General features: G+C 41.6%; 18 protein-coding genes. 14 read left to right on the forward strand and 4 right to left on the reverse strand.

Going from position 1 to position 21,097, the window contains the following annotated elements; translation table 11 throughout:
* Nucleotides 1-170: 170 nt before the first annotated feature.
* The 3 genes from GJB62_RS33455 to GJB62_RS33465 all read left to right on the forward strand — a co-directional run bounded on the left by GJB62_RS33455 (nucleotide 171) and on the right by GJB62_RS33465 (nucleotide 5,798).
* The gene (locus tag GJB62_RS33455) at nucleotides 171-3,404 is read left to right on the forward strand and encodes a DUF499 domain-containing protein (protein ID WP_114083306.1); all 3,234 of its coding nucleotides are present in this window, start codon (nucleotides 171-173) and stop codon (nucleotides 3,402-3,404) included.
* A 2-nt stretch (nucleotides 3,405-3,406) separates the two neighbouring features.
* A complete protein-coding gene (locus tag GJB62_RS33460; protein ID WP_015130210.1) occupies nucleotides 3,407-3,835 on the forward strand; it encodes a hypothetical protein in 429 nt (142 codons plus the stop codon).
* A 274-nt stretch (nucleotides 3,836-4,109) separates the two neighbouring features.
* On the forward strand, nucleotides 4,110-5,798 hold the full coding sequence (locus GJB62_RS33465; RefSeq protein WP_069071460.1) for a hypothetical protein: 1,689 nt from the start codon (nucleotides 4,110-4,112) through the stop codon (nucleotides 5,796-5,798).
* 251 nt (nucleotides 5,799-6,049) lie between these two features.
* Here the strand turns inward: GJB62_RS33465 and GJB62_RS33470 are convergent, their stop codons facing one another.
* The 3 genes from GJB62_RS33470 to GJB62_RS33480 are packed head-to-tail and all read right to left on the reverse strand — an operon-like array spanning nucleotide 6,050 to nucleotide 8,167.
* Complete coding sequence (locus GJB62_RS33470) at nucleotides 6,050-7,498, reverse strand: ThiF family adenylyltransferase (RefSeq protein ID WP_069071461.1); 1,449 nt, start codon at nucleotides 7,496-7,498, stop codon at nucleotides 6,050-6,052.
* On the reverse strand, nucleotides 7,495-7,875 hold the full coding sequence (locus GJB62_RS33475) for a hypothetical protein (protein WP_069071462.1): 381 nt from the start codon (nucleotides 7,873-7,875) through the stop codon (nucleotides 7,495-7,497). The genes GJB62_RS33470 and GJB62_RS33475 overlap by 4 nt, the downstream gene beginning before the upstream one ends.
* A 13-nt stretch (nucleotides 7,876-7,888) precedes the next feature.
* Nucleotides 7,889-8,167, reverse strand: a complete 279-nt coding sequence (locus tag GJB62_RS33480) for a multiubiquitin domain-containing protein (protein WP_069071463.1) — start codon at nucleotides 8,165-8,167, stop codon at nucleotides 7,889-7,891.
* Nucleotides 8,168-8,364: 197 nt separating this feature from the next.
* Here GJB62_RS33480 and GJB62_RS33485 point away from each other — a divergent pair, with 197 nt between their 5' ends.
* From GJB62_RS33485 to GJB62_RS33535, 11 genes are all read left to right on the forward strand, one after another.
* A complete protein-coding gene (locus tag GJB62_RS33485) occupies nucleotides 8,365-8,781 on the forward strand; it encodes a helix-turn-helix transcriptional regulator (protein ID WP_084227166.1) in 417 nt (138 codons plus the stop codon).
* Nucleotides 8,768-9,424 carry an ImmA/IrrE family metallo-endopeptidase gene (locus GJB62_RS33490; protein WP_069071465.1) on the forward strand — a complete coding sequence of 219 codons (657 nt, stop codon included), beginning with the start codon at nucleotides 8,768-8,770 and terminating at the stop codon, nucleotides 9,422-9,424. The genes GJB62_RS33485 and GJB62_RS33490 overlap by 14 nt, the downstream gene beginning before the upstream one ends.
* A 54-nt stretch (nucleotides 9,425-9,478) precedes the next feature.
* Nucleotides 9,479-9,628 (forward strand): hypothetical protein, encoded by a 150-nt coding sequence (locus tag GJB62_RS33495; RefSeq protein WP_159402665.1) that lies wholly within the window; start codon nucleotides 9,479-9,481, stop codon nucleotides 9,626-9,628.
* 17 nt (nucleotides 9,629-9,645) lie between these two features.
* Entirely contained in the window at nucleotides 9,646-9,936 is a 291-nt protein-coding gene (locus GJB62_RS33500) for a hypothetical protein (RefSeq protein ID WP_069071466.1), read from the forward strand.
* Nucleotides 9,933-10,430: a PIN domain-containing protein gene (locus tag GJB62_RS33505; protein ID WP_069071467.1), complete on the forward strand. Its 498-nt coding sequence runs from the start codon at nucleotides 9,933-9,935 to the stop codon at nucleotides 10,428-10,430. Before GJB62_RS33500 ends, GJB62_RS33505 begins: the two co-directional genes overlap by 4 nt.
* A gap of 5 nt (nucleotides 10,431-10,435) precedes the next feature.
* Nucleotides 10,436-13,360, forward strand: a complete 2,925-nt coding sequence (locus GJB62_RS33510; RefSeq protein WP_069071468.1) for a DUF1156 domain-containing protein — start codon at nucleotides 10,436-10,438, stop codon at nucleotides 13,358-13,360.
* Nucleotides 13,361-13,649: 289 nt separating this feature from the next.
* On the forward strand, nucleotides 13,650-13,997 hold the full coding sequence (locus GJB62_RS33520) for a hypothetical protein (protein WP_069071469.1): 348 nt from the start codon (nucleotides 13,650-13,652) through the stop codon (nucleotides 13,995-13,997).
* Entirely contained in the window at nucleotides 13,985-14,149 is a 165-nt protein-coding gene (locus GJB62_RS37780; protein WP_245246318.1) for a type II toxin-antitoxin system RelE/ParE family toxin, read from the forward strand. The genes GJB62_RS33520 and GJB62_RS37780 overlap by 13 nt, the downstream gene beginning before the upstream one ends.
* Entirely contained in the window at nucleotides 14,091-14,276 is a 186-nt protein-coding gene (locus GJB62_RS38135; protein WP_258551457.1) for a hypothetical protein, read from the forward strand. The genes GJB62_RS37780 and GJB62_RS38135 overlap by 59 nt, the downstream gene beginning before the upstream one ends.
* A 35-nt stretch (nucleotides 14,277-14,311) precedes the next feature.
* A complete protein-coding gene (locus GJB62_RS33530) occupies nucleotides 14,312-17,476 on the forward strand; it encodes a helicase-related protein (RefSeq protein ID WP_069071470.1) in 3,165 nt (1,054 codons plus the stop codon).
* A 215-nt stretch (nucleotides 17,477-17,691) separates the two neighbouring features.
* Entirely contained in the window at nucleotides 17,692-20,682 is a 2,991-nt protein-coding gene (locus GJB62_RS33535) for a pentapeptide repeat-containing protein (protein WP_159402666.1), read from the forward strand.
* Here the strand turns inward: GJB62_RS33535 and GJB62_RS37235 are convergent.
* Complete coding sequence (locus GJB62_RS37235; protein ID WP_176727048.1) at nucleotides 20,674-21,069, reverse strand: hypothetical protein; 396 nt, start codon at nucleotides 21,067-21,069, stop codon at nucleotides 20,674-20,676. The two genes, GJB62_RS33535 and GJB62_RS37235, sit on opposite strands and share 9 nt — an antisense overlap.
* Between the last annotated feature and the right edge of the window lie 28 nt (nucleotides 21,070-21,097).

The raw sequence follows: 21,097 nt of genomic DNA on the forward strand, positions 1-21,097 counted from the left end.
AAATTTTCGGTCAATTAAAGAACTTTTGTAGCTTATGACCTAAATCAGTGCAAAAATATCATGAATGTGTATAGAATTAATCAATTGAAACAAGTAAGTGTATTTTTAAAAACACTAAGTTGTTGACGGTTGGTAGTCAACTCTTAACTAGTAACGGTCAATGTATTTCTATGCTTCCGTCAGTATTCAAAACTTGCATTCCTAGAGAAGAAATTTTAGATGGGGAACTCTCTTCTGATTTATTTGCCGCTAAGTTACGGCTAGTTGTCGAAGGACTTGCGCCCCAAGTCTACCAAGATCCCACAGCCTTTTTCGCTAATACTTTTGCCACCGATGGTTTAAAGACCTTAATTTCTGAAGTATTTGGGCGGTTGGTAGGTGCTGCTGTCGGCTCCCCCATTATTCGACTGGAAACCAGCTTTGGTGGTGGTAAAACCCATGATGAAATTGCTTTGTGGCACATTGCCAAAAATGGGCGGGACATTTCTGGACTAGACCGTTTTGTTGACCTAAATTTAATTCCAGACCGACCGATTCAAGCAGCTGCGATCGCTTGCCAAGACCTTGATCCAGTTAACGGTGTTTACCATGCGGACACTGGCGTTACCACTTATACCCTTTGGGGAGAAATTGCCTATCAAATTAATGGTGTAGCAGGTTATAGCCTGCTTAAAGGTTCTGACGAACAGCGAGTCAGTCCAGGCACAGTGGTTTTAGAAAGGATAATCCAAGGGCAACCCACAGTCATTATCATCGATGAAATTGCCTCATACCTGAGAAAAGCCAAGGCGACTCTAGTTGGTAACAGCAACTTAGCTGGACAGGTAGTTGCTTTTTTATTCGCCCTCATGGATTTAGCAGCATCTTGTAATAATTTAGTATTTGTTTACACGCTGGCTTCCTCCACTGACAGTTTTGGCGAAGAAACCACCGAAATCCGGGAAACCATTTCCGCTACTGCTAGGCAAGAGCGGATCATTAAACCCAGCACTGATATTGAAATTTACAATATAGTTAAACAGCGAGTATTCGCCAGTATTGAAGCTAACGCTGCCAATAATGCTTCAAAAGAATATTTACAAACTTATAAAGCTAGTCGAATTAATTTACCAGATGGTTGCAAAGATGCACGCTATGCCGACAGTATTGAGCAGAGTTATCCCTTCCACCCAGAATTATTTAACCTGCTGACTAAAAAGATTGCCTCGATCCCAAACTTCCAACGCACCAGAGGCGCTTTGCGGTTATTTGCTAGAGTTATACGTTATCTATGGGACGATACTAGTGGATGGATACCGCTAATTCATTCTCACCACATTCCTGTTGGTATTGAAGAGGAAATCACCAGCGATTTAACAGCCCGTTTGGAACGTCCTTTGATGCGGATTACGATCCAAGCAGACATTTACAACAAAGATGGTAGAGAAGCACACGCTCAGTTACAAGATGCAGTATGGATTGCTGCTGGTAAACCTCCCTTTTCAACCTGGGTAGCCCGGACTATTTTTTTGCATTCCATTACTCAAGGTATATCTGCGGGTATTCGCCGCGCCGAATTAAATCTATCTTTGTTGACACCAGGGCTAGAAATTGGCTTTGTTGATACTGCTTTAGAAAAACTGAGTGAAGTTGCTTGGTACTTGGAAAATGATCCAATGACAACTTTGGCTCGTTTTAAGGAAGAACCATCAATCAATAAAATTATTGCCGAAGAAAAAGCTCAAGTTGGAATTACCGAGGCGAAGGATGATTTACGAAGTCGTCGCGATACCATTTTTGCTGATAAATTCTTCAAACTAGTTCCGGCACCGGAATCACCCGCAGAGGTGGATGATGTGTCGGATAGCATCGCCCTGTGTTTAATTGACTTTAGCGAAGCGACTATTTCTGTAACCACTGAAGGGCCACCGCCAATGGTGGAGAAAATTTTTAATGAAACAGGCGAGTCAGGTAAGTTTCGCACATTTAGAAATCGTTTATTATTTTTAGTTGCAAACAAGCAAGAATTAGAACGAGCGATTGACAACGCTAGGGAGTTCCGCGCCATTCAGAATATTCTAAATTCTCCCAATCGCTTGCAAGATTTATCAGAAAATCAGCAAAAGCAACTCAAAGATAAAAAAGGTTCTCTTGATTTAGGGGTAAGGGTATCTTTAACCAATGCCTACCGCCACTTATTTTACCCCGCTAATGACCCCGTAAAAGCTGCTAAAGGCTTAATGCACTATACTCTTTCTGCACAAGATTCTAGCGATATTAAGGGCAAAAATAATCAACAAGATGTGATTTTAAAAGCACTAAAAGATTGTCAAAAAATCCGTGTTGAAGAATCACCGCCCTATGCACCTGCTTACATTTTGCAGAAGGTATGGCTGTCTGGGTTAAACCATTGGACAACTAAAGCATTAAAAGAAGCTTTCGCCAAAGACCTGAGTTTAAATATACTGCTTGATGCCGAAATTTCAAAGCTGCGAGATACCATCCGCCAGGGGTTGCAGACTGGTAACTGGGATATGAAAGTAGGAGAAAAGCTGTTTATTAAAACCGATGACGGTAAAATTACCCTACCCGACTCCATAGAATTTTCTGAACGGATGGAACTCTACCGCCGGGGAATTCTGGAACTACCAAAACCGCGAGAAATTGAACTGAATGCTCAAGTCTTGTCCAGTACAGAATCGGTAAAACCTGTGCGGATACGGTGGAAAGCATCGGGGGCTTTGACGATTAAGCTTTATCAGGATGGGAATTTGGTTACAGGGGAGTTTCGCCCTAGTGATGAGTACGCAACAGCGATCGCTAAAACCACAACTTTCAAAATTGTAGCTGACTACGGCAATGGCGAAGTAGAGGAAAGGGAAACCCTAGCGAAGATATTGGCTTATGGTACTGGAACACCCAGTACACCAAGCGCAGGCGAAGATGGGAACGGTTCGTGGGATGATTCACCTCTGTTTAAAGCCAAGCCGGAAGAATTTGATTTGGAGGGAACACTCGATAGGGTGTTTAATGAATTAGGCGATCGCATCCAAGATAATCAAGTTCAGGGTATCCAGTCGTTGGAAATCTCCGTTGGGCAAGTAATGGACTACCGCAAGTTGATGACGGCTTTCCCTATGTTGATCAAGCTACCCTTGCAAATCGACCAAACGGCAACTATTACTGTTAATGAACAGTTTATCAGGTTAGAGTATCAAGGGCCAGTTAAAGGATTTCAGAGTTTTCAGGGGGCTGTTAACACTTTGCTAAGTAGCCCGGATGTAAAAGCTGACGTTTCGCTGAAGCTCGTATTTGAATTTTCATCTCCAGTGCAACCAAACGGCGCAGAAATCAGTAATATCAAACAAGCCCTGAATCGTAATCCGGTTGACAGGCTGAATTTGACGGCTAAAGTGACTTACTAAAGATGCAAGAGTTTCAACTGCGAGTGGTTCCCACAGATAATAATAACTTTGCCCTTGAGTTGTATCAATGTGCTTATAAAAAAGCCGGTGAAAAAAAGCGTCCTTCTGCCAAACGCATTGGGCGTTTAAAGGGCAATGCTTTAATTCAGGTGAAACAGGCAATTTATGATTCTTTGAAGGCGAATAATTATGACCCCAAAACCTTAAGTCACAATCGCCAAACTCCTTATGTTTTGAATGAGGAATCAGGAATAAATCTGGCATTACTGTTTCAGACTTTGCAACCGCTTTCTAAAATAGAACGGATTGCGAATATTGCCCAAGGGATTAGAGCTATGAGTTATGAAGAATCGCACTACTGGTTTGCCAAGATTAGCAATGGGAAACGTAATCAGGCTTTGAAAGCGATTCGCGTATTGCTTGGTGATTAGCTGCAACTGGGGATAGCACTGATCAGACGGCTACATATCCGCAGAGACTGAAAGAAATTTATACTATAGTGAAGAAAGTTAAATTCTGGGATGATCTGGAGAAGCAGCAGACGTTTGAAGCGTTATTAGATCAGTTAGAACACTTTCTTTAGCTTATGTCTAAAAATTTTATGCCCGGAAATTGTCTGTGCGAGTAGTTCGGGTCTTGATAATCAGTAGCTAGAATTGAAAGAAGATAGTTAAGTAGAGGAGGTGCTAATTGTCGCTTACGGAGTTGTCTGCTTGGTTTCAGTACTTAGATAAAGATAAGTCGCCCTATAATCCTACTGTAGGTGACTTAATTACAGTGGAAAAATTCTGGGACAAGAAATCCAGTAAATACAATTTACCAGATTGGCGAAAAGAACAATGGCAAATAAGCTCTGCTTTAGTACCAGTTAACCAGTTGGATAACGCCGCTACGATCATTAAGTCACCATCCGACTTAAAATTTGACACAGGCTGGAATTTTCAGGATCAATTCAATTTTGGTGATTACAGCAATTATGGAGATATTGATTTATATCCATTAGTTTTGTTAATAAAACATCCAATTACCAAAGAATTTAACGTTGAACTCAGTCGTGATTTTTTTACTTACCATGCCCTGCAAAAAGACAATAATTCTCAATATTATCATCCCGTAGATAATATTCTTGTGGCTGAAGCTATCCTAGATCCTCATCAATATTACGATTCAACTGCTAGTGTAACCGTTCATCGTCATTATTTACGTGATTTCTTAGCAGCACTAAATATGGGATTACTTATCTGTGTAGTAGCTGACAGATTTGCAAATGCTACAACAGAAGAAGAACTTGGGCTAGAGGAAATAGAAGACAAGCAAGTAGACGATTTTAACAGTATTTCAACGAGTATACACAAACCTGAATTTACTGATGATGGTTTTTTCCGTGGGCGCTCTATTCTTCAGCGTAATTTTATTATTCGTCCTTATGACCAACCAATTTTTGAACGTAGTCCTTGGTGCTTTTTTGGAAAAACGCCAATAGAGGAAACAGAGTATCCTAGATTCATTGTGAATAGTGAAGCGAAAAAGCAAATCTTACCTCAAAATACTTACATTGGAAATTATATTGAGCAAGGTATTGGACAATATGGGTACTTACATTTCCGCCCAGAAGTTTTGCAAAAATATCTACAAACCCCTGGATATAACGTATTTTTTCACATGCGAAATTGGGGAGTAGCTTCCTTACCAGGTGACAGAGGTACAATTGATGTAGGCATCAACTCCCAAGGATTGGTTAATGCCTTTGCTCCCGACATAGCTGATCTTAACCCTTCAGAACAAGCCTATTGGTCATCGTTTTCGTCTATACCGAGCGGTGATATCTGTGAAGAAATGTTCCAGACCAGAATGCAAAACAATCCACCTCATTCACCGGGAACAACGGAATTAATTGAAGAGGCGCTCTTTCAACTTGATACTATTTTTCAAAAGCAATTCTCTGTTCCACTTTTTAACGATATTAAACCAGATCAGAAAAATTTAAACAGCTTAAGTATAGGAGTATTTAGCAGTCAGTATAACGATGTTCTGGAACTTGCTAAAATTCTTTACGGATGGGTTATTGAAACTATGCAGATTGGCTCCCTCCGTGATGCGTTAACGGCTTTAGGCAAACCAATAGACAACAAGCTAAGACAAATAAAGCTGTTGGAAAACATATTGATGGCTAAGGGAATAGACCAAGCTCAAGCTCGATCAATAACTGCCCCCTTAGTTGCTTTAAATGAGCTTCGTGGTGGTTCAGCACACATCGGTAATCCTGACTTAGAAAATTGTTTTCGATTAATGGGCGAATCAACAATTCCTCAAACGCCTAGAAAAGGCTGGAATTTATGTGTTGATGCTGTGGTATCCTGCTTAAATTCAATAATAAGTGCCTTCGCTTTGTAACCAGTGGCTTGCTTACCTAACTTCAGCTCCAACAAAATGCGATCGCGTAAAATTTCAAGTTCTGCAACAGACAATCCAACAAACTGTTTTGCGATGGGCTGCGTCCCGCTTTTGGCGATGGTCTCCGACCGACCGGAGGTCATCGCGGTATCAAATGTTTGATGAAACTCGCTCTGCCGTGTAATACGTGTAATACTTGGTTGAGGTTCGTTTTCCCTCTGATGTCAGCTAGGCTATATTTACCCCAACTGCTACACATTTGGCATTCGGCAGGGGAGACGATAGCGATCGCCCTTGGCGCGACGACTGCGAGAACTGCTGCTACAATCCAAACAATCATCGTTGGCACGCGGCTCCACATTGATAATGCTGCGTTCTCGCGCAAACCTTAATTGATGGCACAGTTGGACTTCTGGTTGATAAAGTCCTGTGAACATCATCATAAAATCGTTCACAGCTTGCTCGGCAGACTTAACATTGAGTGCAATGACGCTGGGTTGAGCGATATGTTCATCCTCAACATACCGTTGAGTTCGCCGTTCTTCTTCACTCAATGCTTCTTGTTGTAACCTACCAGCCGGAATTAATTCATGGCAGTGGAGACAACCACCATAAGCATAAGGAAGTACGGGTCGAGTAGCAGTGAAAATATCTCCAACTTGCCTAGTTTGCTTATCAACAGGAACCTTAGCACCAATCTGAATTCCTGGAATCAGATACTGATGCACTAGGGCGTTGAAAACTAGACGGCTTTGCATCGAGTCCGCTGCCAAGAACAAGAAATCGGCATCTACTAGTAACTTTGCGATCGCTTCATCGACGATATTTCCCACAACCGCATCATAGCGGATGGAGGGATTAGCAAGTTTTGCAACCCGGCGGGCGACATGGACTTTATAAGCAGCCAGTCGTTTGCCGAGTTTTTGCAACCACGGAATCGGCTGTTTAGTTAACCAAGTCATTGCATCCCAAGGATTTGTGCCAACAATTCGGGGTCGATTAGTTAATTCAATGCGGTCAAAGTCGATAGCGACGATATGTCCAACTCCCAAGTGGGACAACCATTCATTGATTAGCGAACCTCCGCCGCCAAGTCCGATGATTCCCACCTTTAAATTGGCGAAAATTTCTTGTCCGACATCGCCAAACAAGCGTGCGTGGCGGTCGTACATGGGATTGGCGGCACACAGTCGGGGTTGGGGCGCAGGATAAAGTCGCCGAATATGCGAACCGATGACGGTCATGTGGTCGAGTTGGAAGCGACCAGAGGGAGTCCAGATATCTCCTGCTACGGCGTTTTTGGCAAATACTAGTGCCCCCACCGGGCCGCCACGAGTAATATCGAGCAGCGCCGGATACCCTCGTTCGTGGGATGCCATATCATCAGCAGAGAAACAAACTTCATCTCTACCACCATGACAGTGTACGGCGAAGTAGCAGAGATTCTGTTCTGCACAGTAACCTGATATCTCAGCTACAAACTTTGCAGTTAAAGCACGGTAGCCGCGAGTACCAGGTACATAGTCAATCCTGTCTTGCGCTAGAAAAACTTCACGCGCCAGCAGGCAGATACCGCGAGGGGTTTCTACAATACCTGCTGCAATCACCGCGCCATGTTCATCACCATCACCAGGAAAAAGATGGCGATCAAGCTTTTGATAAAGTGGCTGATCAATTCTGAATTCAATAGATTTGTTCATCGGCTTCTCAACCACGTAAGAACCTTAGTTAATTTGGATGTAGCCGTATCAATAGCTGGATTCAATCGATTGGAACGCCTCGATACTTGGATTGCAGGCTGATTTCGCCAATTAGCTGAGGAGAACCCATCACCTTGAACTAAACCATCAACCCGACGTAACCCTGAATCTATATAGTGCGGGTAGACATCTGCATAGGGATACTGAAAGGAAATTGCAAAGCCTACCCAACTGCTGGAAGGCACATACTGTTCACCAATCAGTAGTTTATGGACAATGACGTTTGCGCCACCCTGCGCTTCAGCTTCCACTTCGACGGAATGTCCTGGAAAGGCTTGCTGAATTTCTGCGATCGCCTGTTCAACTTCAGGTGTCATTGGTATCCCCTCCCTATGAGTTGTCATCGGGTGCAGTGGCGCGGAACTTTTGCCCTTCGTGCAGGGTAACGGTTTCGCAGTCTCCAATTTGCTTGAGGGGAGAATTGCCTTTGACCTCAAACAGTACAAAATCTTCCTGAATCGCTACGCCCTGTTTGATGGCAGTTTGCTTGATTTCCAAGCCCGTAGCCTTATGCTCTGAGAAGGTTACAGGGCGTTCATTGACAATAACAGTAATTATTTTTGGTTTTTTGGAGATGGATTCGGTATCTTTTGCAGCATCAATTTGCATGGGAATACTCCTTATGTATTGAATTGAACTTTTGAGTACTGATTGTCTAAGGATGACATTTTGCCGTAAAAATACTGAAGCAGCTTAATTATCCTATTGGTGTTGAATTATCTTCCTATTTCAGGAGGATAACTTTTACTACAAGGAAACGTCAACAGCAAAAGGAAGCAATATCCTATAAAAGGATAGTTAAGTAGATGAGGATAGTCGCAAAAATTACAAAACACATGAGTTTGATGGAGTACATCGGAGGACAAATCCGAAATTTACGTGTGAGTTATGGAGGAGGTAAGGGGTTGTCCCAAGAAGCGCTTGCTAAGGAATTGGGAAATACTGCGAACACAATTTCTCGCTGGGAAACTGCCACTTATCGCCCAACCATTGAAGACCTTGAACGCCTTGCGCGGTTCTTTGGAGTGTCAATTTTGACTTTTTTCCCGCCAGAGGAAGCTCCAGCTAACGACCAACTCACTGCATTGTTACGCGCAGCTAAACAGTTGTCTCCTGAAGACCTAGAGGAATTAAGCAAATACGCAGAATTTCGTAAAGCTCGAAGTTTTCAGAAGCAGTCGAAACCAGGGCGCAAGAGGAAAAAACAGGATGAAGCAGACTGATTATGAGTACTACGAGGAGATGAAAGCCCTTGCACGCAAAATTAGGACAGAGCATGGCTTGAATACTCCACGGGTACAACGGTCACATATACGTGCTATCTACAAGAAATACGACATTCAATTTGATTTATGGCCTGTAAAAGGTGCGCCCCCCACAGTAAAACTCAAAAGTTTGCGGGGGGCTTTCTTTAACGATGAACACGGTGTAACTATTATGGTTAACCGCTTTCTTCCTGACGCACCTGCAATTTTTACAATGGGTCATGAATTAAAGCATTTTTTGGTTGATCGTGACTATAAAGCTTTATGGTGTGGTGATGACAATGTAAATGACAAAATTGAAATTGGTGCTGAAGTGTTTGCTGCTGAACTGATGTTTCCAGAAAAAGACTTTGAAGATTTATTAGTTCAAATGGGGGTCAAAAAGGGGGAATGTAATCCAGAGATTTTAGTTAAGCTCAAGCACGCAACTAAGACGACACTTTCCTATGCAGGGTTGGTTAAGAAAGCAGAATTTCTTGGGTTTGCTCCAAAAGGCTCTTTTAACAGAGTCAAATGGCAGCAACTTGAGGAGCAGATGGGTATACCTGTTTTCAAGCGGATAAAACGTCCACAGAAGCAGACAAAGGAGCTAACCTGGTAATTTAGTAAAAGATTTGCTAATACTGGTTAGTGTTTTATCTAGCACTATTAATGTATGACCGACTCAACCCTCAAACGCCTATCCGTCTTTATCGAAAAAATAATAATCGTGCAAGTGCTGAACAAGCAAGTTAGTTTTGAATATGAGGAAAAGCCTTTTAAAGGATTACATGGCTGGTATTCGCGTAAGCCTTTGTCATTATAAATCAGGAGGTAAAGTATATGAAAATTGACGTGCGTAATGCTGTTGTAGCTGCTAAAGAATATTTTGAAGGTATACAGGATATGATAGGCAATTCTATCGATAATATCTTGCTTGAAGAAATAGAATTGTCAGAGAATAAAAGGTTTTGGTATGTAACATTAGGTTTTAATCGCCCTGTAACTAAGACTGAAAGGACACTTCTCTCTGATGTTATTTCTTTAGGTACTAAATATGAACGCGAGTATAAAATATTTACCATAGATGCCGAAACAGGGGAAGTAAAATCGATGAAAATTCGTGAGGTATGAAAGATTATATTAGCTCGTTGTTTAAAACTTATAAACAAAAAGGAATTTTAATTGACACAAATATTTTACTGCTTTGGTTTGTTGGAACTGTAAATCGAAATCGAATATCACAATTTAATCGGACTGAAAAGTTTTTACCGGAAGATTATGATTTGCTCGTGAGTATTTTGTCGTATTTCTCAAAAATTGTTACAACTCCTAATGTGCTGACTGAAGTGAATAGTCTGGTTAACCAGATTGGTGAACCAGAACGTTCTCAATGTTACTCTGTATTTGCTCAAGCGATGACTGCATTAGATGAATTTTATATTGAAAGTGTCAATGCTGTTCAGCTAGATAATTTTACTAAATATGGGCTGACTGACTGTGGAATTGTGACTTTAGCAAAAAATAAATATTTAGTGCTTACAGATGATTTCAAGTTAGCTAATTATCTGCAAAAAGTAGGTATTGATACAATTAATTTTAATAATATTCGGACTTATGGTTGGTAATAAAAATGTCTGACTCAACTTCTAAACGCCCTGCTGTATTTATTGAAAAAATGATGCCTGTACAGGTATTAAACGAGCAAGTTAATTTTGAACACGGGGGAAATCCATTTAAAGGATTACATCGCTGGTATTCGCGTAAGCCATTATCTTTTAGTCGTGCCAGTGTGTTGGCTTCATTATTACCAGCAGATATCACAATGCAAGAGTTTGAATATTTGCTGGGGTTAGTACCGGGGAAGGAGGTAAAGCTATATAAAACGCCGCCTAATTCTGTGCAAATTAAGAAGGTGCAGGATTATTGTGAGAAGGTTTGGGGAACTCGCACACCGACTGTTTTAGATGCTTTTGCAGGTGGTGGAAGTATACCTTTTGAGGCGGCGAGATATGGGTTAAATGTGCTGGCTTCTGATTTAAATCCTGTGGCGGTGGTGACGATGAAGGCGGCGATGGAATATCCGCTAAAGTTTGGCCCAGATTTGCAGCAGGATATTGATAAATGGGTGAAGTGGGTAGGCGATGAAGCCCAGAAAAGGTTAGCTGAATTTTTCCCTTCTTTACCTGGGGAAACTGTGCAGAATTATTTATGGGTGCATACTGTTGTTTGTCCGAGTTGTGAGTCTGTTGTTCCGTTGAGTCCGAATTGGTGGTTATATAAACGCCCGGAAAAGCAGAATTTACATAAATGGTGCGCTATCAAGCCAATTCCTAATCCTGAAAATAAGCGGGTTGATTTTGAATTGGTTAGGGGCAGGAAGGGGAAGGGAACAACAATTGAAACTGCTGATGGAGAATACGATCCAGATACTAAAATCACTATTAGTAGAGGTGTAGGCAGATGCCCTAATTGTGGAAATGTAATTGATAATCAAATTATTATGCAAGCTGCTAAAAATAAGCAGATGAGTTGTAAATTATATGCAATTGCTTCTAAAACAGGACAGGGAAGCCTATCCCTTAGAATCCCAACAGAATTAGATAATGATGGTGTTAATAAAGCAGAAGCGTTTTTCAAAGCTCATTTATATAATTGGCAACAAAAAAATGTTTTACCTGACGAGGTAATACCAGAAGGAAAAGATTTTGATGAACAAATAAGAATATTTTGTCCAAATTGGATAGATATGTTTAATCAGCGCCAGCTTTTGACACTGGTAACTTATGTAGAACTTATCAATGAAGCAAAGGAACTGATTCAAGCGGAATATTCTTTAGAGAGAGCGCTAGGAATTATTACTTATTTAGCTTTAGTTTTAGATCGTTGTATTGATGCAAATTGTAGATTATGTATTTGGGATGCATCGAGAGTCAGTTCAAAAAAAGCATCTACACAACATTCATTAAATTTGATGTGGAATTATCCAGAAATTAATGGTGCAGGTGATTTGTGGAATTTATGTGTAGATATGTTTGCCTCTGATTATAAAAATCTTTGCTCATTACTTGGAACTAAATTCGGTACAGTAGAAAACGTAGGGATTGAAATACACGAGCCAAAATTCATTCAAATTAATTCAGCATCAGCCGATAATTTAACTCACATCCCCGATAAATCCGTAGATGCAGTCATCACCGACCCACCTTACTACGCCACAATTCAATACGCTGAACTCTCAGATTTTTTCTACGTGTGGCTAAAACGCACCCTCGGCGACATCTTCCCCGAATTATTCTACCTAGAACTCACCGACAAAGAACGCGAAGCCGTCGCCAACCCTTCACGCTTTAAAGGGATGGGTAGACCTGCTACTGATACCACTGAAGCAATTACACCTGAAAAACTCGCCAACCAAGACTATGAAGCAAAAATGGCGATGGCGTTTGCCGAATATCACCGCGTCCTCCGCGACGACGGCGTGATGACAGTACAATTCAACCACAAAGACTCAGGCGCGTGGGATGTCTTAGCCAAATCCCTGATCAATGCTGGTTTCGAGATCACCGCATCATGGGCTGTCAGTACCGAAAACCCACAAAACTTGCACCAAGCGCAGAAAAATGCAGTTTCCAGCACCGTGCTTTTAGTGTGCCGCAAACGTGACCCCAACGCTAAACAAGCTTGGTGGGATGATGTGCGTATCAAGGTGCGAAATATCGTCTTTAAAGAAGCACCAGAGCTAGAAAAATGTTTAACAGGAGATTCTCGTTCTGCACCTGATAAAGTAGCAAATCCCTATCCTGCGGTCAATGAAGAAGAAGCAAAAGATAACACACGCCGCATTAAACCCCCTGGTATTAACTTGTGTTTAAGTGCTTTTGGTTGTGCTTTGAGAGAGTTTACTAAATACAGTTCCGTCCTCGACAGTGCAGGTAATCCAGTTGAACCCAAAGCAGCATTTGAAGAAGTACGCCAAGCAGTAGTCGAATACCGATTACAAAACTTATTAAAAGGTAAAGACTTCAACGGTATCGACCCTTTAACCCAATGGTACATCTTGGCATGGGATACCTTTGAAGCGCGAGAATTCCCCTTCGATGAAGCCAGACAACTGGCTTTAGCAGTCGGTGGTTTTGATGTTTCCGATTTAGTCAAAAAACACAAACTACTCGATTCTGGAAGCGGTTACTGTAAATTACTCACCCCGCAACAACGCTTGAAAAAACGCGCCTTCTCCGTCACCGATACTGAATTTTCTGCCAGATATTTGGTTGATGGACTCCATGCCATTATCGCTCTTTACCAAGAGGAAGAAAATACAGAACCAGTCCGCAGATTTATGAAAAATACAGGCTTAGTTAGCAACGATTTATTTATGCGGACATTTGAAGTAGCGTTGAAAGTAATTCCGCGCATTGGTGATGAAAAGAAACGCCTGACTGAAGAAAAAGCCTTATTAGATTTGTGGTTGGCTATGGATGAAATCAAAGCCAAAGTCTCTTATGTGCAACCTGAGATACCATTTAATGAAGGAGGACAATTGGATTTATTCTGATAATTCCGAACCCGCCCAAACAATAACTAATCAATTAGAGTTTTTTTAAGGAAACTAAACCATTGTCTTGAAAATCTATTTCTGGATGATATCCTGCCATGAGAGAAGTTCCAAGTATTGGTTTATAACCAGCAGATAAAACTGGAACTAATATCTCTATACCGTCCCATACAATTGTTGCCAAATGTATAGACAATAAAGCTTGACTACCGTATTTTAGTTAAAATTTAGATAAGAAGAGTGAAAAACGTTGTATTTATAGCAGAGCTACTACAAAAATTAAAAGCTTATGACAAAAAGCAATATTAGGCAGCAAATTTTAGAACAGTTGGAAACGTTACCCCCAGAACAGGTAAAAACTCTCCTGTTAACATGGCTGACTAGTTCATCAGGGGATTTAGAAGATTTTGAACAGTTAGTGACAAATCAAGCTATTCAAACCACAGAAGAATCATTTGAGTACGGTGAGATAGACGCAGCATTAAATTTTCAACCTCTTACTGAAGCCCAAATGGTTCAGCAAAGTCAATCCGCTCTCGAAGCGTACCGTAGCACAGGTTCAGGAGTGGCGCATGACCGTGTGCGCGAATGGGCAGACAGTTTAGGAACTGAACAAGAACGCCCATGTCCCAGATAGTTTGGACACAAAGTGCAATTGACGACTTAAATCGTCATTACGATTTTATCAAACTTAATAATCCTGATGCAGCAGCACAGGCAGTACAAGCAATTGTCTCTTCAGGCGAGAGTTTACCAGCAGAATCCTCGTCGAGGCGCAATTGTAGATGAAATAGCAGGGCTACGAAAACTTTTAGTTTCTTTTGGTAAATACGGTTTTATAATTCACTACGTTATTCTTGAGGATGATGTTGTTATTTTACGTGTCTATCACGGGCGAGAAAATCGACCTCGTTAGTATTAATTTTCAAAGGATATAAACAACCGCATAATATGCCGAAAATTTTACGTGAATATCCCTGGAAAATTAGTTACACCAGCAACACCCACAACACCATCACTGATTTCTACATTCCTGCTTTGGAGTGTGCCATTCAATATGACCGGAAAGCAGGTTTTTTTAGCAGTGCCATTTTAAGTAAAGTTGCACGGGGTTTAGGTGCAATGCTGCACAACAAAGGGCAAATACGGTTAATCATGGGTTGTCAGTTTAGCCCCCAAGATTTACAAGCAATTCAACAGGGATACGAACTACGAGACGCATTGCTATCTCGTCTAGACGCGGACTTAAAACCACCAGAAAGTTTTGCCCAACTCAAACACTTAGAAATTCTCAGTTGGTTGATTCAAAACCAGTATCTCGATATTAAAATTGCTATTCCTCTCAAAGAAAATGGACTACCAGAAGATAGTACACAGCAACTAGACCCACAGCATATATTTCACGAAAAAGTTGGCATTTTTACTGATAGCAAGGGCGAGAAATTAGCATTTAACGGTTCCAATAACGAATCTATCGGTGGCTGGGAGAGGAATGTAGAATCCTTTCACGTTTATTGTTCTTGGGAGGGAGGAAGGGAACTAGATAGAGTTGAAGAAGAAGTAGTGAGATTTGAGCAACTTTGGTATGACGTATCGCCTAACGTGCGAGTTTTTGAAGTTCCAGAAGCGGTACAGAAAAAGCTGTTGCGTTACGCAAAATCTACTAAACCTGATTGGAATGCTCAAGCTGAATTTGACTCTAGACCTCTAACAAAAATAGAATTAACTGAACCAGAAGCACAACCAGAACCGGAATTAAAACTAGACTCTTCAGCTATTTCTACAGAAGTAAGAGAAGAAGAACGATTGGCATTTACTCAACTTGCCAATATTCATGAACATCCCGGCTGCTTGGACTTTTGTTTAAAATCAATTCCCATTCACCCCTGGCCACACCAAATAAAAATCCTGCGTCGCGTTGCTCAAAATTTTCCCCAAAGTTTTCTCATCGCTGATGAAGTTGGTTTAGGTAAGACAATTGAAACTGGTTTAATTCTCCGTTATCTGCTGTTGTCCAAAAAAGTGAAGCGGGTACTGATTTTAGCACCTGCTAGCGTTCAACCCCAATGGCAAGAAGAACTACGGGAAAAATTTAATCTGCATTTTTGGAGTTACACATCTACAGAATTTAAAGACCCCTACAAGCGGGCTATCCCCGCAGCAGCTAATCCCTGGAATACTCAAGATTTAATCTTGGCTTCTTCTCATTTGGTGCGGAGAACTGACAGAATGCAGCAGCTACTATCAGCAGAACCTTGGGATTTAGTAATCTTAGACGAAGCCCATCACGCACGCCGCAAAAGTCCCCAAGACCGCAAGGAAACACCCAATCGCTTGTTACAGTTAATGACACAGTTGAAGGAGAATACTAAATCCCTGATTCTTTTGTCAGCAACTCCCATGCAAATTGATGCCATAGAAGTTTTTGACTTGTTAAACCTGCTGGGATTGCAGGGGCATTGGAGTTATGGCGATAACTTCTGCTATTATTTCGCCTCGCTACAAGGTGCTGTCAAGCAGGAAGTAATTAATTTTTGGCAAGTCATGTCTAGCGATTATTTTCAGCGCGGCGGACAACCAAGTTCTAGATTAGAGCAGTTTTTGACCAAGAGCGATCGCATTCTTGCTTACAAAATGCAGGATACTTGGCAACGGGGAAAGAAAATCTCTAATCACAAACAACTATTGGCAGATGAGGACTTTATCGACACCTCACGCCAATACTTGACAGTGAACACGCCCTTAAAAGACTTGATGTTCCGCCACACCCGCGACACTCTCCGACAATACTATAAAAGGGGACTGCTAGAGCGGGATATTCCTACTAGAGTTGTGCAGGATAACGCTATTACGCTGGAACCACAACGGGAAGTACCGCTTTATGTAGCTGTCAGCAACTATGTACGCCACTTTTACCGACTGGCACAAATAGATCAGCGTTCTTGTTTGGGTTTTTTGATGACCCTTTACCGCAAACGTTTGACCAGTTCATTTTATGCCATCAAGTCATCTCTGCAACGTCGTTTGGATTATTTGTTAACTCAACGGGGAAGCGTTTTAAGTGACGACGATTTAGTGGATGTGGATAATGAGGATGATGCAGTAATTGCTGGGCTGGAATCTTTCTTTGAACCAGTAGACCCCCAGGAAATTCAATATCTTGAAGAATTACTACGCCAATTTGAAAACACTGGGGAAGATAGTAAGCTTTCTCGCTTTATTCAGATTTTACGCCAAGAATTAACTGACCGAGAAAGTGCGATCGTTTTCACCCAGTACACAGATACGATGGATTATCTACGGGATACATTGAAGGAGTTGTACGGTAGCCAAGTAGCTTGTTATTCAGGTCGTGGTGGGGAATTGTACCAGAATGGGGAGTGGTGCTTGGTTCCCAAGGAAGAAATTAAACGCCGATTTCGCCAAGATGAAATTAAAATTCTCCTCTGTACTGAATCTGCTTCTGAGGGGTTGAATTTACAAAATTGCGGCGTGTTGATTAATTATGATATGCCTTGGAATCCGATGCGGGTCGAACAGCGTATTGGCAGAATTGACCGCATTGGACAAAGGTATCCGACTGTGCGAATTCATAATTTTTACTATGATGGCACTGTAGAAGCAAAAGTTTATCGAAAATTGCGCGATCGCATAAACGCTTTTGCCACTGTTGTTGGTAATCTTCAGCCAATTCTAGCTCAAGTCCCTACCTTTATTGAACGGGCTGTTATGAGTGCTGATCCAGAAGAAGAGGATGTTTTAATGTCTCAATTCGATTCTGTATTAGACAGTCCACCACCTCGTTTAGCAATTGAAGAAATGGTAGCGATGGACTTAGACGCTGATTTAGCGGAAATTCAAAAACCAATCCCCTCTACTCCTTTTACGTCAGAAGCAATTGAGCAGTTATTCATATCTTCAGCAATTTTAAAAGCTAGTGGTGTGCAGTTTGAGAGAAAGAGCGAACGTACTTGGCAACTGAATTACAAAGGGCAGAATTACACAGTTACTTTTTACCCTAGTGTTTTTGATGAAATGCCTTCACTACGTTTAATGAATTTTGGCGATCCCTTGTTTGAAGAACTTTTAACCTGTCAGCTTTCTTTCTTCGATTAGAGCTTCCGCTGCTCTAGTCATGCCCCAGGGCAGTTTTTTTGTAGGTAGGCAAAATACAGTTTGTGCCCACTGCCAACAATCGAGTTACACATGCAGTGCGTTGTTTACTCGCTGTAACCAGAATATTGCGTTACAGTCCGTAAAAGCGTTAACCTCAAGTGTAGCAAGCATAAACCCTGATCCTCAGTAAAATTCCTAGCACAGGCATTTAAGCAATGACAAAGATTCAGCAGATTTGGCAGCGTTGGATTCCTGGACTCCTTGAAAAAGCAGTAAAGCGTGGAGAAACAGTGGAGTCGGGAGCAGAAGTTACTAAAGCTGCTTTGGAATTTGCGATCGCTCTGGGCGTGCTAGCGAGTGTACCATCAGCACCAGTAGTTGCGGCAGGATTGTCTTTTGTCAGTATTGGTCGGAAAGGCTTGGAATTGCTACACGAAAAAACCAGCCAGGAATTTAACGTAGAAGAATGGGTAGCGATCGCTTTTCCTTTGGCTTACATACAAAGCTTTGATACTTTAGTTCTAAGAAATGACTGGTTACAGGAAAAAATCGGTGCTGGGATATCCGGGCAAGGGGTCAGGCAACAATTTGAGCAGTTAGGGGAACTGCAATTAAATGAGAGTTTAGCTGATGAAGTATTGAAAGATTTTCCAGGATCTACGTTAGGGCAAGCTTTAAATAATCAGTTATCTAATTACCTACAAAAAGCTGGAATTGAACATCATATTGCTTCAATAATAACAGGATGGGTAGCGTGGTCAACTTTTCAAGATGTAGAATCGCTTTTATTATATGAACCAGAAAGTGTACGCCAAGCTTTAAGTTTCAAGATATCTGCGGCAAGAGAAATAAGACTTAACGAAAAATATACAAGTATTGAGTTTTACTTAAAAGAGCAAATATCACCAAATCCAAGTAATTCACTTTTACTGGAACGGTGGAAAGTAATAGATGAAGAGTTTACATTTCCTCACATCTATGTGCCTTTAGAAGCCCATCTCCTAGATAGTAATGGAAAGTTCCAGGAAAAAGTAGACCTTGTTAATCTAGAGAATTGGGCGAAGGAACATTTGACAAGCCTAGATAAAAATAACCAAGTTATGTTTATTCAAGCAGGGCCAGGTCGAGGTAAGAGTGTGTTTTGCCGAATGTTTGCCAATTGGGTAAGAGAACACCTTCACCCCATTTGGACACCAATATTAATACGACTGCGAGATATAGATACTTTTGAAGCGAATATTGAAAATACTCTTCGTGCTGCTGTTAGGCAAAATTTTACTAGCAGTGATCATTGGTTAGGTGATCGCAATATACGTTATTTCTTTATACTAGATGGTTTTGATGAATTACGGTTTGAAGGTAGAACCTCTAAAGGAATTGAAAGCTTTCTCAAGCAAATAGGTAGTTATCAAGTAGGATGTAAGCATCGGTTTTTAATAACTGGTAGAGAATCGGCTTTACAAGGGATAGAGCATTTTGTACCTACTAATTTAGAACGGATAGAAATTGCTTTAATGAGTGATCAGCTACAAGAGCAGTGGTTATCAAATTGGGGAAAATTAGTAGGGCAAGATAAGGCTGAGGAATTTAGGAAGTTTTTGGGGGCAAAGACTTGTCCAAAGCGTGTACAAGAATTAGCAAGAGAACCGCTATTACTGTACTTGTTAGCAGCGATGCACCGGGATAACAATTTAAACATTTCCATGTTTAAAGATAGTAGCGGCGCTCAAGCTAAAATATTGATTTATCAAACTACCTTGGACTGGGTATTGACAAAGCAGCGCCCAAAAGACCTCAATACTACTATTACAAAATTTGACACAGAAGATTTGAGATTGATTTTGAGAGAAGCTGGATTATGTATTACCCAATCTGGTAGGGAGTGGACTTCAATTGAAACAATAGAGTCACGCCTTAAAGGTGATAAAGCTATAGAAAAGATGCTCTCAGAAGCTCAACAACGTTTGGGCGAAAATCCTCTAAGGAATGCGTTAGCAGCATTTTACTTACGGCCTGCAAAAGCTTCAGAAAAAGCAGAGGGTGCTGTAGAATTTATTCATAAAAGTTTTGGTGAGTTTTTATGCGCTCAGAGATTCATACAAAGTTTTAATAAGTGGACGCGGATAGACCCAGACAGCAGACGCGAAGATTTTTGGATTACAGATAAGCAGTTATCTGAGGAAATTTATGACTTATTTAGTTATGGGGGGTTGACTACGGAAATCGTAGATTACTTGATAGCTTTAATTGATGATGCTAAGGAAAAATTTCAACTTCAGAGTTTATTTAAGCGTTTAGAAGAATTCTATCTAGATTGGATTCAAGGAAAGTTTATTAATGAATCTTCTAAAAACCTACCTTTAGCTCAAATGCAGAAATTGCAAAAGCAAGGACTATCAATTGGCTTACGAGAAGTTGATATATTTACTGGGCTAAATATAATGATTCTTCTCTTAGAATTACACCGTTATGCTCAGACTCAAGATGAACTAAAGGATAATATTGTCTTTTATCCTTGCGGTAAAAAAGACAGCGATAATTTTGATGAGCAGCGATTGTTGCGTATCATAAGTTACAGCAACAGCGTTAGTTTAAGTACTTTTTCGTTGACTATTGGTTATTTTCTCTCACGCGCTAACCTCGATGGCGCTAACCTCGATGGTGCTAACCTCTCACGCGCTAACCTCTCACGCGCTAACCTCTCACGCGCTAACCTCTCAATCGCTAACCTCTCAATCGCTAACCTCTCACGCGCTAACCTCGATGGCGCTAACCTCGATGGCGCTAACCTCGAATGCGCTAACCTCTCAATCGCTAACCTCTCACGCGCTAACCTCTCACGCGCTAACCTCGATGACGCTTACCTCGATGACGCTAACCTCGATGGCGCTAACCTCGATGGCGCTAACCTCGATGGCGCTAACCTCGATGGCGTTAACCTCGATGGCGCTAACCTCGATGGCGCTAACCTCTTGGGCGCTAACCTCTCACGCGCTAACCTCGATGGCGCTAACCTCTCACGCGCTAACCTCGATGGCGCTAACCTCGATGGCGCTAACCTCGTCAATATTATTTGGGATGAGCATACAAACTGGGATAATGTGAAAAGACTAAATACAGCACGAAACGTACCTGAAAGCTTGCTTTCCAAACTAAACCCAACCGCCCACCCCTCGTCCCCGCAAGACACTCCACCCTCAGCCTGACCCCACCGCCGCCAACCCCGGCAGCAGCCTCTGATAGAACTCCTGCTGCAACCCCGACAAAACCGCCAGCACCCCAAACTCCGACCAATCGCCTAAATCTTCGTCATGCAGAGATACCTGGTAGTAGCCGCAGCACAAGCGATCGCACTTCACAGGATAACCCAGTGCATGACATTTCTCGATCAGCGACGATACCAAAGGTGGATATGTAATGGGGTGATTTGTCTTGCCTTGGATAAGGGTTAATTTTAGTTGGTCAGCCCCAACTTCGCCGCCCCAAAGCTCTTGCAGTATCTCCTCAGCAACTTGATATTGATGACAGAAATCCCCAGTCTTTTCAAAGCAGCATAGGGTTATATCTTGTGGATTTTCTTTCTGTTTTCTCACCCACAATTGAATTAGTTGCTGACGAGAA

It is taken from the genome of Nostoc sp. ATCC 53789, from assembly GCF_009873495.1.
Lineage (GTDB): Bacteria > Cyanobacteriota > Cyanobacteriia > Cyanobacteriales > Nostocaceae > Nostoc > Nostoc muscorum_A.